The organism is Cupriavidus sp. 01T418 (assembly GCF_056398885.1).
On record NZ_JBFTQG010000008.1, the window covers coordinates 88,518 to 102,380 of the forward strand.

The 13,863-nt window shown below is 60.7% G+C and carries 11 protein-coding genes and 1 pseudogene; 8 read left to right on the forward strand and 4 right to left on the reverse strand.

Going from position 1 to position 13,863, the window contains the following annotated elements:
* Positions 1-214: 214 nt before the first annotated feature.
* The 3 genes from AC1DQ3_RS11680 to AC1DQ3_RS11690 all read right to left on the reverse strand — a co-directional run bounded on the left by AC1DQ3_RS11680 (position 215) and on the right by AC1DQ3_RS11690 (position 4,023).
* Positions 215-1,972, reverse strand: a complete 1,758-nt coding sequence (locus AC1DQ3_RS11680) for an FAD-dependent oxidoreductase (protein WP_477120354.1) — start codon at positions 1,970-1,972, stop codon at positions 215-217.
* Positions 1,973-2,004: 32 nt separating this feature from the next.
* Positions 2,005-3,057: an alpha/beta fold hydrolase gene (locus AC1DQ3_RS11685; protein ID WP_477120355.1), complete on the reverse strand. Its 1,053-nt coding sequence runs from the start codon at positions 3,055-3,057 to the stop codon at positions 2,005-2,007.
* Positions 3,058-3,426: 369 nt separating this feature from the next.
* The gene (locus tag AC1DQ3_RS11690) at positions 3,427-4,023 is read right to left on the reverse strand and encodes a DUF6130 family protein (RefSeq protein ID WP_477120356.1); all 597 of its coding nucleotides are present in this window, start codon (positions 4,021-4,023) and stop codon (positions 3,427-3,429) included.
* A 525-nt stretch (positions 4,024-4,548) separates the two neighbouring features.
* Here AC1DQ3_RS11690 and AC1DQ3_RS11695 point away from each other — a divergent pair.
* From AC1DQ3_RS11695 to AC1DQ3_RS11710, 4 genes and pseudogenes are all read left to right on the forward strand, one after another.
* Positions 4,549-4,939 (forward strand): annotated as a pseudogene (locus AC1DQ3_RS11695) (transposase); the annotation flags it as partial.
* Between the two features lie 85 nt (positions 4,940-5,024).
* Positions 5,025-6,221, forward strand: a complete 1,197-nt coding sequence (locus tag AC1DQ3_RS11700; RefSeq protein ID WP_477120357.1) for a methyl-accepting chemotaxis protein — start codon at positions 5,025-5,027, stop codon at positions 6,219-6,221.
* Between the two features lie 413 nt (positions 6,222-6,634).
* Entirely contained in the window at positions 6,635-6,985 is a 351-nt protein-coding gene (locus AC1DQ3_RS11705) for an RcnB family protein (protein WP_477120358.1), read from the forward strand.
* Between the two features lie 232 nt (positions 6,986-7,217).
* Entirely contained in the window at positions 7,218-7,538 is a 321-nt protein-coding gene (locus tag AC1DQ3_RS11710; protein ID WP_477120359.1) for a high-potential iron-sulfur protein, read from the forward strand.
* 177 nt (positions 7,539-7,715) lie between these two features.
* On the opposite strand, the gene AC1DQ3_RS11715 is transcribed toward AC1DQ3_RS11710, so the two are convergent.
* Positions 7,716-8,186 carry a MarR family transcriptional regulator gene (locus AC1DQ3_RS11715; protein ID WP_477120360.1) on the reverse strand — a complete coding sequence of 157 codons (471 nt, stop codon included), beginning with the start codon at positions 8,184-8,186 and terminating at the stop codon, positions 7,716-7,718.
* 886 nt (positions 8,187-9,072) lie between these two features.
* Here AC1DQ3_RS11715 and AC1DQ3_RS11720 point away from each other — a divergent pair.
* The 4 genes from AC1DQ3_RS11720 to AC1DQ3_RS11735 all read left to right on the forward strand — a co-directional run bounded on the left by AC1DQ3_RS11720 (position 9,073) and on the right by AC1DQ3_RS11735 (position 13,795).
* The gene (locus AC1DQ3_RS11720; RefSeq protein WP_477120361.1) at positions 9,073-10,446 is read left to right on the forward strand and encodes an MFS transporter; all 1,374 of its coding nucleotides are present in this window, start codon (positions 9,073-9,075) and stop codon (positions 10,444-10,446) included.
* Positions 10,447-10,955: 509 nt separating this feature from the next.
* Positions 10,956-11,756 carry a DUF1120 domain-containing protein gene (locus AC1DQ3_RS11725; protein WP_477120362.1) on the forward strand — a complete coding sequence of 267 codons (801 nt, stop codon included), beginning with the start codon at positions 10,956-10,958 and terminating at the stop codon, positions 11,754-11,756.
* A 566-nt stretch (positions 11,757-12,322) separates the two neighbouring features.
* Positions 12,323-13,465 carry a cupin domain-containing protein gene (locus tag AC1DQ3_RS11730; protein WP_477120363.1) on the forward strand — a complete coding sequence of 381 codons (1,143 nt, stop codon included), beginning with the start codon at positions 12,323-12,325 and terminating at the stop codon, positions 13,463-13,465.
* An 87-nt stretch (positions 13,466-13,552) separates the two neighbouring features.
* Positions 13,553-13,795 (forward strand): hypothetical protein, encoded by a 243-nt coding sequence (locus AC1DQ3_RS11735; protein WP_477120364.1) that lies wholly within the window; start codon positions 13,553-13,555, stop codon positions 13,793-13,795.
* Positions 13,796-13,863: the final 68 nt, after the last annotated feature.

The window sequence follows — 13,863 nt, forward strand, 5'->3', positions numbered from 1 at the left end:
GATTCCATCCTAGGGCGCAGCAAGGCTCGGCGACGTCGGCAGGACGGTAATCGCGCATCGGCGGCCGAGGAATCTCGCGTCGGCGTTCGGCCTACAAATCAACGGCTGGTGCTCAAGCGGGAGCTGCGTGATGGGTTCCTATGCCAACGTGGCGTCAATTATGCCGCTCTGAATTGAGCGTACGGTTGATCGGCATGCACGAATAGGAGTCAGGTCAGCCGTGCGCTTGCTTCTCGGAACATGCGAGGGCAAGGTAATGATGGATCTGCGCCACGACGCCAGCGCCTTCGCCGACGGCCGACGCTACGCGCTTGGTCGATCCTGAACGAACGTCGCCGATCGCAAAGACGGCCTCGACGCTGGTCTGGGAGGGCAACGATGGCACAAAGGCGTCTCCGAGATCGGCACTGGTCAGTACGAATCCGTTTGCATCGCGCGCCACACTGCATTGCTGCAGCCACGCGGTATTAGGCTGGGCACCGATAAAGACGAACAGATGATGCGTCGTCATGCTCCCTTCGATACCGCCTGCGCCGCGGTAGTGCACGCGCTCAAGGCGTGCGCCGCCTTCAAGCGCGCGTAGTTCGACTCGAGTATGAAGTGTCACATTGGCAAGCGCCTGAATCCTCTCGACCAGGTAGCGCGACATGCTGTCGGCAAGGCGGGATCCGCGAATGAACATGTGCACGTGTTCGGCATGCGATGCCAGATACACGGCAGCCTGGCCCGCCGAGTTGCCCCCGCCGAGCAGCAGAACAGGCTGCTTGCGGCATAGCCGGGCCTCGATCGGCGTTGCCCAGTAGTAGACGCCACAGTGCTCGAAGCGCTCAAGGTCATCCACGTCGGGGCGTCGATACTCGGCACCGCTCGCGATAATAACGGTGCGAGCGGTGATCCGGCGGTTATCGGCAAGTTCGACAACGCGTGGATGGGTATCGCAGTGCAGGGCAGTCACTTCGCAAGGAATGCCAATATGGGCGCCGAATTTCTGGGCCTGGATGAATGCGCGGCTCGCCAGTTCCTGGCCCGTAATGCCCATGGGAAAACCCAGGAAGTTCTCAATGCGCGCGCTGGTGCCGGCCTGGCCTCCGGGGGCGCGACAGTCGAATACCGCAACGGACAGGCCATCGGACGCCGCGTAGACGGCCGCCGCAAGCCCCGCCGGGCCGGCACCGATGATCGCCACGTCGTATATGTGCCTCGGATCGAAATCGGGAATCAGTCCCAGGCAGGAGGCGAGTTGCCCCACGTCGGGGTTGCGCAGCAGGGTGCCGTCCGGACAGACCACCAGCGGAAAGTCGTCGGGCTGCGGCGTGAGCTGTTGCAGGAACGTGATCGTGTCGGCGTCCTGTTCCGCGTCGATGGCCATGTTCGGGAACCCGTTGCGGCGCAGGAAGTTCTGCAACTCCACGTGCCGCGCATCGCCTGCGGACCCGACGATGACGACACCGCGGCCGCGTTCCATTGCCAGGGCGCGACGCAATATCAGGGCGCGCATGATCTTCTCGCCCAGGTCGGCCTCGCTGACCATGACGGCGCTGAGTTCATCGGGGCGCACCAACAGCGCGTCGACATTCTCGATGACATGGGCATCGACCACGGCGGGTTTGTTCGAAAGCTGGGAGATATCCGATGTGAACTCTCCGCGCTGCCTGTAGGTGTGGATGATTCGCTTCGCGCTCAGCCCCTCGGGCGCGACAATCCGCACGGCACCGGACAGGATCACGAATACGCCCGGGCAAACGTTTCCGAAGCGGTAGAGGCATTCGCCTTTCATGTAATGGCACGGGCTACCGAAGCGGCGCAACCGTTCGATCTCGTCCTCGGCGAGCACTGGAAACATCTGCGCGCGGCGTGGGTGATCGCGCACACTCGGGTCTTCATCGATCAGGTTGTCGGCCACGTTGTCGTCGTCGATGGCCGCCGATGGTTGCCCGGGCTTTGCATTTTCGGACTCTGAAGTTCCACTCATCGCCGCTTCTCCTTGTCGACACCGATCCGCGCTCAGAGCCTGGTGACGTCGAGCACGGCCTGAGCGAACGCCGTTGGCGCTTCCTGCGGAAGGTTATGGCCGATGCCACCCGTCAGGTCCCGGTGCTCGTACTTGCCGGTAAATTTGTTGCGATATGCACTGGGCGCGGGATGCGGCGCGCCGTTGGCATCCCCTTCCATGGTGATCGTGGGTACGCCGATGGTAGGTGCCGCTGCCAGCCGTTTCTCGGTGTCGTCGTACCGCGCTTCGCCTTCGGCAAGGCCTTGCCGCCAGCGATAGTTATGTACGCTGACGGCCACGTGATCGGGATTCCGGAACGCGGCGGCACTCCGTTCAAACGTGGCGTCGTCAAACTTCCAGCGTGGCGACGCTTGTTGCCAGATCAGCCGCGTGAAGTCGTGCGTGTATTTCTGATAGCCGTCGCGGCCACGATCGGTTGCCAGGTAGAACTGGTACCACCACTCATGCTCGGCTACGGGCGGCAGCGGCATCTTGCCCGCTGCCTGGCTGCCGATCAGGTAGCCACTGACCGCGACCAGCCCGCTGCAGCGTTCCGGCCACAGTGCGGCCATGATGTCGACCGTGCGTGCGCCCCAATCGAATCCTGCGAGAACGGCCTTCTGGATGCGCAGTGCGTCCATCAGCGCGATGATGTCCAGCGCCACGGCCGCCGGTTGGCCATTGCGGAAGGTGTCCTTCGACAGGAAGGTTGTGGAACCATAGCCGCGCAGGTACGGAACAATCACGCGGTAGCCGCGCGACGCCACCAGCGGCGCGACCTCGACGAAGGCGTGGATGTCGTAGGGCCAGCCATGGAGCATGACCACGGCAGGGCCGTCAGCCGGGCCCGCCTCGGCGTAGCCGACGTTGAGCAACCCGGCGTTGATCTGCCGGATCGAGGCGAAGGCCGTATGCGTGCCCGGCGTGGTGGCAGGCAAAGGCGGGGCTTTCGCCTGGCCGGTCTGGGCCATGGCGGAATGCAGCGCCTCAAACTGCGCTGCCGCCAGTGTCAGGGCAGCGGTACCAAGGAACTTGCGTCGTGGCAGATTGATAACTTTTTTCATTGTTCTCCGCTGACGTCGAACGTGATCCATGGATACTCCAATCTAGTCTCGCAACGGTCATTTGCATACCAGAAAACGTACCGCGTGATGCATGGCTGCCGCGCAGCGGCTGAATCACCCGACTGGTGCAATGTCCTGTGTAAAGGACTGGTACCACGCATTGCTGGTGCGTTCCAAGTCATGGCAGCCTATGTGTGTATATGCAGCAGACCGGCCAGCGCGGGTCGTCGTGAAATCGCTGAGTGGCGGCCTTTCGCTGCCTTCGAAGCTATTTAAGGCGAAGGTTGTAACGCGTCTGTATGGCGGTCGGCCCGCACATGTCGTGAAATGCGTCGACGCAAGCGCGAGATACAGACGGGTACAAAAAGATCAACGCTGATGTGATGCCGGCGCTTTCAAATCGGGCACGGTGACAGGCACGATCTCCGTGGCCAGGATCTTGTGGTTGGGATCGGCCAGTTCGAGCCGAAGCTTGTGCGCGCCCGGTGTCAGCCCCACCACGATGATGGGATCCTCGCTGGTATGGGCCCATGTGCCCGGTGCGTCGTCAACGGTCACATGAAGGTGCCCGATACGCGGCGATAGCTCGACGGCGGTCTTGCCGAACAAGGGCATGACTCGGAAATGCTCGGTCCGGAACTGCACGATGACAACGCCGCGAGCCAATGGTTCGGGCAGCGGCGGATACGGGATTAGCTTTGGTGCCGCTTCCGATGCGAGCGGAAGAATTGCCGGAGGTCGGTTGGCATCCGGTGCAGCTTGCGCGAAAGCCGTCACGCAGAAGGCCGCACCAGCCGCGGCGACCGACAGGTGTCTCAGTAGGGAGCGCATGGTTCTTTCCTTTCGCAGATGGGTTTTCTCGACATGCGAGCCCGCTCTGGCCTCGCGCGTAAATACAGGGTAGGCGAGTTCACAGGCGACGAAAGTGGCGAGGGTGTCGTAAAACGAGATACGAGTCGAGCGCAAGGATCTCAGCGCTGGAGGGGTGACCCAGACGGTACGTCAATCTGATTTTTTTATGGCAATGTATTACCCGCGTTTGGGGATACGTAACGGTACGCTCGGGCCTGCCAAACGTCATAGATAAGATACATATCCAGCCTTCAATGTTGCATATGCAATCTGCAGCGGAAGCTTCAGATCCTTCCAAGTATTGGCCATTATCCGCACCTGCAGGACAAGGCGGCGACCATTTCCGAGTTGCGCGCCGCATTTGATTTCAAGTAAGCCATGCCATTCCAGATTTACCAGGACAAAGGAATTTCCAAATGAACTCGACTCGAATCATGGCTGCTGCCGTGCTCATCATCGGTGGTAGCCTGAGCGTAGCGATCCAACCCCGGCACACCCGCGCGTGCTAACCCGATTGCACTACACACAAGTCGTGACGATGGGGATGCAAACTGGCCGAAGAAGCGTTTACTCGCGATCCCGAATCGTCGGTTGAGGCAGCGACATGCCCTCGCCACGGTTCACTGCCTCGTCAATACGATCTGCGCCAATGTGCCGATTGCCGAGGACAACCCCGCCAGGATCATCGACGCCCTTGTTGAAGAGCTGGAACTCGAATCACTCGGGTTCGAAGGTGCGATTCCTTCGACTACAGGTCGCCCCTCGTATCATCCAGCAGTCCTGCTGAAGATATACATCCATGGCTACCGCAACCGGGTCCACAGTCGCCGCCGCGCAACTGCGCGAGCAGATGCAAAGCCTTTACCACGTAAAGGAATAGCTCAAGACGGTGCCCGATGGCCAGATATCGATGACGGACCCGAACGCGCGCTCGATGGCGACAAGCGCTAAGGGCTCGGGAATGGTCGGCTACAACGTGCAGATTGCAGTGGATGCCAAGCACCATCTGATCGTCGCTCACGAAATCTCTAAGTATTCCCCTAAAGTTTTCTCGCGTCCCGCCGATATCCAGACGACGATGCAGGCGAAAACCACTAGAAAAGGGAGATACAACAATGATGTCACTGGCCAACCTGAGCACCCGCATGCGCCTTGGCGCTGGCTTCGCAGTGGTGCTGATCCTGATGGCGGCGGCGATCGCGGTGGGGCTTGATGCCATGCCGGACGTGGTGGCGGGGAATGCCGGGCCGGGCGTGTCCTCTGCCCGCACCTGGATGCTCGGGCTCTGGCTTGCCGCATTGCTGATGGGTGCCGTCTTTACCCACGGCATTGCGCGCAGCGTCGAGCAACCGCTGGGCGAGGCCGTCTATATCGCTGAAACCGTGGCCGCCGGCGACCTCAGCAAGGAGTTCGAAACCGAGCGCAAGGGCGAGTTCGGCCGGCTGCTGCGCGGCATGGGTGAAATGGAGGACATGCTCACCGACCTGGTGACCCGGATCAAGGAATCGACGGATTCCATCACGGACGCCTCGACCCAGATCGCGGCGGGCAATACCGACCTGTCCCAGCGTACCGAGGAGCAGGCCGCGGCGCTGCAGGAAACCGCGTCGAGCATGGGCGAACTGACCGTCATGGTCAAACAGAATACCGAGCGCGCGCATACCGCTAACGACCTCGCGGCCAATGCCTCGAATATCGCGTTGCGCGGCGGCACCGTGGTTGGCGAGGTGGTGGAGACCATGCAGGCGATCAGCGCCAGCTCCAAGAAGGTTGTCGACATCATCGACGTGATCGAAGGCATTGCCTTCCAGACCAATATCCTGGCGCTCAACGCCGCCGTGGAAGCGGCACGCGCGGGCGAGCAGGGGCGGGGCTTTGCGGTGGTGGCGGGCGAGGTGCGTACCCTGGCGCAGCGCAGCGCCGCGGCAGCCAAGGAAATCCGCGGGCTGATCGGCGACTCCGCGGAGCAGGTGCGCAACGGCTCCGCGCGGGTGGAAAACGCCGGCCAGACGATGCGCGAGATCGTGACCGCCTCCCGGCAGGTCACCGCCATCCTGGGCGAGATCTCGGTGGCCTCGGCGCAGCAGAGCAGCGGCATCGAACAGGTCAATCAGGCCGTGATGCAAATGGACGCGGTCACGCAGCAGAACGCCGCGCTGGTGGAGCAGGCTGCCGCCGCCTCGTCGGCACTGGCGGAGCAGGCGCACCAGTTGCAGAACGCGGTGGGGGAGTTCAAGCTGGACGCCACGCCAGACGACGCTGCGCCCGGGCAAGTCGGTTTTGCCGGCGCGCTACGGGGCGCGCACGCTTGAGCATGGCTGCGCGTGGCTGAAGACGTCGTTTGCCGCCTTCCCGCCGTAGCCTGGTGACGCCATTGGTGCGTCATCAGTACGCCATTTTTTGTGAATCCGGCGCTGCTTTTCGTTTTCGCGCCGGTTGAAGTTCCTGCATCCCCGGCAGGCATTCCCGGCCCGGCCGGGCCGCTCCCTCTCCGCCAGCCTGCTTTATTGCGGCGCCGCCAGTCTGGTGGGCGACGTTTTCAGCACTTCTCGTCGCCATCCCTCGCCAGAGCCACTATCCTTAATCAGGGCATCGAAGCTGCGAGCTTCCATTTTCGCGACGCACCGTTTGCTTGGCCTGCTCGTGGCCTCGCCCTGCAGGAGATGACCTGGCAGGGCCATCGCGGCCCACCTTGGCCATCGCGACCAATAAAAAGGAGTGCTCAATGAAGAAAACCGTGAGAAGCAGACTGCTGCTGGGCGTAATGCTCGCCGGGGGGGCCCTGGTCTCGGCCTCGAGTTTTGCGCAGGCCCCCCGTGGCTACCAATATCAGTCATCGCAGCCACAGGATGCCGGCATGGCACCGAGCGGCAACAATACGGGGAGCGTGCCGGCCCAGTGGAAAAAGGGTGACAAGCTCCCCGCCGCGTACCGCGATCGTCAATATGTGGTGGATGACTGGCAACAGTACAACTTGCCGAAGCCAACCAAAGGCCGTCACTGGGTCGGGGTAGGCGCCGATTTCTACCTCGTGGCGCCCAATGGCACGATCGCCGAGGTAGGCGGAGGCCACTAGGCCACTAGAGCACTAGGGCGTTTTACCAATGTAGTTCTACCTGCATATCCCTATCCCGGGAGCCCTCGCGGCTCGCAGGCGGCGCGGACGATCTGCGTCCATGATCGAGTGCAACGTCGACGTAACCGGCGTCGTCTACCCTCCAACGGGATACAGGCCAGGAGCCGGCCAGCACGGCGGCTCCCTGTATCGGACATGCAAGCTTCAAGTCCCCACAAAAAAGGATATGAAAATGTCAACTCGTCGTAATTTCCTGAAAGGCATTCCCATCATTGCGGCCGCGGGTGCCCTGGGCGTCCCCCTGGCGTCCCGGGCCCAGGGCAGCGGCCCGATGGTCGATGAAAAAGACCCGCAGGCGGTCGGCCTCGGCTACAAGGCAGATACCACGAAGGTCGACAAAGCCAAGTACCCGCAACATGACGCCACCCAGCACTGCGGCAACTGTCAGCTCTTCCAGGGCAAGGCGACGGACGCCAGTGGCGGCTGCCCGCTCTTCGCGGGCAAGCAGGTTTCCACCAAGGGCTGGTGCAGCGCGTGGGCAAAGAAGGCTTGATAACGCTTGAGGACGCTTGATGCGGCGAAAGCGGCGGTCGCGCGGTCTGGGCGCGCCCGCCGTTCTTTCGCTCAGGCGCTAAGGCGTCGGTCCCGCCAGGTGGGGCGCTTGTAGCCTGTCATTACTGCGCCGAACCCCGGAGGGCGGCCTGCTTGGACGCGGACCCGCATGCCTGCCTCAATGCGTTGTCGCGATCCGTTGTTCCGCCTGCCGGCCAAGGCGCACGCTGTGATCGTGCAACGTGGCTTTCATGCGCATCAGGGAGGCGGTAAGCGTGGTGCGTTCCTCGTTGCTGAAGGGGGCTACCGATACCGAGTGCAGCGCCTTCAACGCGTTCCACACGCGGTCCATCCGGGGCAAGGCTCCCACGGGGATGAAGGGCTGCCCGGCGGGATCGAACTCGATCCATTGCGCCTTGTGTAGTGCGTTCAAGAGGCTTTCCGATTGCGGAGCGGAAATCAGCATCGGCCCAAGGCAGGGCTCGTGGCGAACAAACTCTTCCTGGCGGATCGCGCGCAGCAGGATCCATCCGGGATAGTCGAGTCCTGCTTCGGAGAGAGTCTGGTCCAGCACGAGCTGCCACTCGCGCACGCTGTCCATCAAGGCAAGAAGTACTGATTCGGTCGGTTCCAGAGCCCTGGGGCGCATTGAAATTGTCTCCTGTCTATCGAGCTTGCCGCCAGACCAGGGGCCGGTGCTTGGCCGGCCCGGGCGGCGCAGGGTGCTGGCGGGCGTCGCCCGTCTTGTGTTCCTGCGGCGCAGACATTAGCAAACAATGGCGCGGATCGCGAGATGCCCCCGGTGGCAGAATGGCCCAAGAGTGCGCTTTGTGCCGCAAACCAAGGGAAAGTCCCGACCTGGTGTTCGCGATGCGAACAGGCCAGCCCTCCGCATCTGTCGCTCGCCCGTCACACTTCAAGGACCAGATTGGGATCGAAGCGCGGATTCTCTAGTTTGCCTTCGCGCGCGTAGCCCCGCGGGTTGCACACCACGCGGGTGGCGCCCACCTTGTAGTCGAAGCTGTCGTGGGTGTGGCCGTGTACCCGGAGTTCGGGCTGCCAGGGCCTCGATCTTCCGGCTCAGGTCGGAGACGAAGCTCGCATTGAGGTGCGAGCCGGCGAACCTGGGGCTGATGCTCAACGGCGACGGCGCGAAATGGGTGATGACGACCGTCTTGCCGCCGTGGCCGGCCTGGAATCGTTCGTCCAGCCAGGCCACCGAATCCCTGAAGAGGGCCTGCGAGGGATACAGGGTAATCCAGGCAGGCGATTCGCGAACGGTTCCCGCGCGTGCTGTCGCCGGCGAGCCCCCCGCCAGCAGAGATTCGCGTTTTCCCTTATTGTGTCGGCTTGCCATGGTTTTCGCGTTTCCTGCGCATTTTTCCGCATGGAGCGCGCTCGAACCATGCTGCATGTATCAGACATCAGCGGCAGGACGGTGGCGCATCGGCGCAACCCGGCCGCGGCGGTAACCGGTGCAGACAGTGTCGAACATTGCGGATTCCAACCCTCCATCCCGCGCCGCGGACGCGCCCTTGACGTCGCTCGAACGTCGCGGCATGGCCGCCATCCTGGTGGCAGTCTCGCTCGCCACGCTCGATACGGCGATCGCCAACACAGCACTTCCGGCCATTGCGGCCGACCTGCATGCGACTCCCGCGGCATCCGTGTGGATCATCAATGCCTACCAGCTCGCCATGGTGGCCACGCTGCTGCCCTTCGCCGCGCTCGGCGGCATCGTCGGGCACCGGCGCGTTTACCTGGGCGGGCTGATGCTGTTTATCGCTGCCTCCGTGGTCTGCGCGCTGTCCTGGTCGCTGCCCACGCTGGCCGCCGCCCGCCTGCTCCAGGGCGTCGGCGCCAGCGCCATCATGAGCGTGAACGCGGCGCTGATCAGCGCGATCTTCCCGCCGCACCGGCTGGGGCGCGGGGTCGGGCTGAATGCGCTGGTGGTCGGCGTGTCGTTCGCGGTCGGACCCACGGTGGCATCGATCATTCTTTCGCTCGGGCCCTGGCCTTGGCTGTTCGCAGTGAACCTGCCCATCGGCCTGCTGGCGCTCTATATCGCGTGGCCCGCGCTGCCGCAGACGGTGCGCGGTGCGCATCGCTTCGACCCGGTCGCGGCGGGGCTGAACGTGGTGATGTTCGCCTCGCTGATCTTTGCGCTGGGGGAGGGCGCGCAGCGCGCGCCGTTGCATCAGTCGCTGGCGGCGCTGGCGGTGTTCCTCGTGGCGTTCGCGCTGCTGCTGCGCCGCGAGCGCGGCCATCCGGCGCCGATGCTGCCGATCGACCTGCTCAAGCGCCCAATGTTCGCGCTGTCGACCATGACTGCGATCTGCTCGTTCGCCGCGCAGGGGCTGGCCTTCGTGTCGCTGCCGTTTTATTTCGAGAGCGTGCTGGGGCGCAGCCCGATCGAAACAGGGTTCCTGATGACGCCCTGGTCGGTGGTCGTCGCGCTGATGGCGCCGCTGGCGGGGCGGTTGTCGGACCGCTACCCGCCTGGCCTGCTTGGCGGCGTCGGGCTGGCGGTCATGTGCATGGGGATGGCATCGCTGGCCTTGCTGCCGGCGCATCCCGGCGCGCTGGATATCGGCATCCGCATGGCCATCTGCGGCGCGGGCTTTGGCTTCTTCCAGTCGCCCAACCTCAAGGCGCTGATGTCGAGCGCGCCGCGCTCGCGCAGCGGCGGCGCCAGCGGCGTGATCGCGACCGCGCGGCTGCTCGGCCAGGCCACCGGCGCGGCGCTGGTGGCGCTCAGCTTCGGCATCGCGGGACGCCACGGGCCAACGCTGGCGCTTGCGATCGGTGCGGGCTTCGCGGGGGTGGCCAGCATCGCGAGCGGCTTGCGGCTGATCACCCGGGATCCGAACGATACGAGCTCGGCTGCCATGCAACCAGCGGGAGAGTGACCGGCCACCGGTAGCCACCGGTTCCGGCCATCACGACGGCTGGCTCAGAACCCCACCGGCGCGTGCGACACGTACGGTGCTGCCAGCGCGGCGATCCCGGTGGCGGTCAGCCCGAGCGACTGCGCTGCCACGGCGTCCTCGATATGGTTCGGCTTCGAGGCGCCGCGGATCGGCGACGTGATCCCCGGCTTCCGCGCCAGCCACCCCCAGCGCAACCAGCGCCGGCACGCCGCGCGCCAGGAAGACCGACCGGTCGCTCCGTCGCCCAACGTGACACCGTTCGTGAAGCTCCCCGGCCATGGGCTCTCAGAATTTCCCCGTGTATTTAAATTTAATTCTATGTTTAGGAGAGCCCTCGTTCTCTAAGATACGTTCCTGCATGGGCGCAGGGCGCGCCTGTGTTGCCGAAGCAAGACCAAGTATGGCACAACGCTTCGTGGGCCTGTACTCCTTTGAGTGGAGTGCTTGTGGGGTGACGTGTTTTCGAGCGAGTCAGGCAGTGGAATCCTATGACCTTAGAACAACAATATTCCGGGCAGCAGCGCAGTGCATTGGTTGAAACGCTTCGATTTCTGCCTATTTCTGGATTCTCCGGCTTGAGTACTTTATCCATTTATCAAAGAAAGCATTTTTCCATGATCAAAAAAATACTTGTCGGTGCAATGTTTTCCGGGGCAACATTCGCTGCACAGGCGCAGTCCGCCGGCTTCTCCATCGCAGGCACCATTACGCCGTCCCCATGCACCATTTCACTGGGCAACGGTGGGGTGAATGACTTTGGAAGCCTTTCCAAAGGGTCCCTCTCTTTTGACTCTGGACACTCCTATCGTCCCCCCCAACAGGGCCGCATGTCACTGGCAGTGATCTGCTCGGCGCCTACCAAATTCGCATTGGCCTTTACCGACAACCGGGATGGCACTGCAATCGCCACGCCTGATGTACCTGGCGATCGTCATTTTGGTTTGGGAACGTATAACGGACAGAACATTGGCAACGCGAGGTTCTATGCGGGAGGGCTTAAGTTCAAAACAACTGTAGGGGGGGCGCTTCAGACTCCGGCCGGCTGGTTGATGACGACCGGCGTTGCAGGCTCGAACAGTTCCTGGGCTTACACTGGTGGGCACCTCTACTTTCCGAAGGGCAAGTCCATCGTCTTCGTCGCAAGAGCCAATGCGACCGCTCCTGACGCACTAACTGAAGTCTCCGGTCAAGTGAACGTGGGTTTGAATCTAAGCAAGTCCGTGGTGGATACCGCCACGTCCAACATCCAGTTTGACGGATCGGGCACGGTGACGCTGATTATGTTGTAAGTCTCGTCTGGCCACGCTCACGCTGTCAGTACATACCGCTGACCGTCTCATATGCGCGTGTGCAGCAGCAGCGTGGCGTCCAAGTAATTCTGCGCTATCCGGAATTAAAAGAGCGCTTCGGCCAGAATTCGACAGCAGGTTCAGCATCAGTGCTGTCGCCTGCGTTTCGTGCCATCGAGGGCGCAGTCACGCCAAGCAGCTGCCGGTACAGTTCCACGCTCCTCCTTATCAAGCCATGCGCGAAAGCGTACGACCACCCACACGAAAGTCTGAAGAATCAAAAAAATAAGTCAACGAAAAAAATTCTGCTGGTGATACAGGGAGATAACATGCGCCCACATTTCCTATTCTTGAACGAACAGGTCCACCATTCCTACGGGACCAAGTCCGTCCTCTACGCACACTCTTACCATAAAAATTTGCGCTCACTAATCAAACCGTGAATTAAGCGCTGCCAACTGTGGCTAGCGCTTATTAGTGACTCGATAGATCAATTTCGCCGGTTTCGTCGGAGCTCGTCTAATTAACTAGACTGCTCCCCCTATACAGTCCATGTGGGAGACAAAATGCTGGATCGTGAGGAGTTTCTTCGTTCATACTTTGAGAGGAAGCCATGTTTGATGCGCAACGCCTTCACAAAAACAAAATTTGGTTTTCGGGATATAGAAGAAACCCTATATTTGGGTGAGCAAGAGGGGGACGGAATTCGCCTGCATAAAGGCGGAGCTTTTCTAGATGAGCGTGAATATACCGAGATATGCGTGGACATTGCGAAACGCCGGCGAACCATCCAAAAGGACAAATTTTACGAGGCCATAAAGAGCGGTGCATCGATCATTTTCAATAGAATGGAAAGTGTCAGCCTTCCTATTCGAGGAATATGCCAAGAGATAGGTCGCTACGTGTCGAGTGAAACCGCGGCGAATGGCTATATTTCGATTGGTGGCGAGCAGGCCTTCGGGAATCACTGGGATACACATGATGTATTCGCTGTCCAGTTATTTGGTAGAAAAAAATGGACAATTTACAATCCAACATTCGAGTTACCGCTCCGCGACCAGCGAAGTGGCCCATTTAAGGATCGATGTCCAAAAGGGCCTGCCCTGGAAACCATCTTAGAGCCCGGCGACGTTCTTTACGTCCCGCGTGGATGGTGGCACAACGCACTGGCACTGCCCGGCAAGCCAACATTTCACATTGCAGTTGGCGTGCATCCACCCAGAATAATCGATTATGTGACCTGGTTGACATCCACCGTCATGGAAAAGGACATCCACTTCCGGAATTCCATGGACAGTAAATTAAGCTCTCCCGAATCGCTCGCCGAACTCGGCGAAAGAATAGCCTCATTATTTTCCAATCACGAGCATTTCAAGACTTTTCGCAACTCTCGTGATAATAACAACCGATGGTTCTCGTCGTATCAACTCGACTTCGTGCTCGGAGAGACACCAAAGTTTGATCCAGCAAATACTATCTTCGCAAAGAATTGGTCAGTCCGCAGTGATCGTATCGAGAAAAAGATAAAGAACACTGGGTTCGAGCAGGCATTGGTTAATTACAYAATTTCAATACTCGCAAAAGACCATCGTGGCGTAGCGTTCCACCGAATCGCTTCGGAGATTGTGAGTATTAGTCATGAAGAGCTTTCCGCAATTCTGTCGGCAATGGTCACGCAGGACTTGATAAGTATGTCTCAACCGAACTAATCGACTAAGAAGCGGACAAGAGCATCGCGCTGTGGATTGCTCTGCAGCCGTGCGGCAGTAAATTTTCCTAATTTTATGGAGATAACTATGCAAGTTCTCGACCCAATTTCCTGCGGACAAGTTGCAGGGGGTGGCCCCAAGGACGATGTAAGGGCTGCCGTTATCGGATGGTTTATTGGTAAGGCATTAGATTACACGCTAGCAGGAGTCAACAAACTTACCGATTATTTCTACAGCAATTCGAAGCCGATCCAGGACGACACGATGTATAACGCCATGGGCGATTTCAACATTCCGGTCACGCCGACGACTGCCGACAATGATGGCTAATAGCATTTTAGCTTAATGTGTAAACTAGCGTCACACCTTTGGTGTTAGTTTTTTTTGGTGTGACGCTC

Coding starts and splice junctions, on each gene's coding strand:
- AC1DQ3_RS11680 (WP_477120354.1), bottom strand. CDS start 1,972: ATGAGTGGAACTTCAGAGTCCGAAAATGCAAAGCCCGGGCAACCATCG.
- AC1DQ3_RS11685 (WP_477120355.1), bottom strand. CDS start 3,057: ATGAAAAAAGTTATCAATCTGCCACGACGCAAGTTCCTTGGTACCGCT.
- AC1DQ3_RS11700 (WP_477120357.1), top strand. CDS start 5,025: ATGATGTCACTGGCCAACCTGAGCACCCGCATGCGCCTTGGCGCTGGC.
- AC1DQ3_RS11705 (WP_477120358.1), top strand. CDS start 6,635: ATGAAGAAAACCGTGAGAAGCAGACTGCTGCTGGGCGTAATGCTCGCC.
- AC1DQ3_RS11710 (WP_477120359.1), top strand. CDS start 7,218: ATGTCAACTCGTCGTAATTTCCTGAAAGGCATTCCCATCATTGCGGCC.
- AC1DQ3_RS11715 (WP_477120360.1), bottom strand. CDS start 8,186: ATGCGCCCCAGGGCTCTGGAACCGACCGAATCAGTACTTCTTGCCTTG.
- AC1DQ3_RS11725 (WP_477120362.1), top strand. CDS start 10,956: ATGACCTTAGAACAACAATATTCCGGGCAGCAGCGCAGTGCATTGGTT.
- AC1DQ3_RS11735 (WP_477120364.1), top strand. CDS start 13,553: ATGCAAGTTCTCGACCCAATTTCCTGCGGACAAGTTGCAGGGGGTGGC.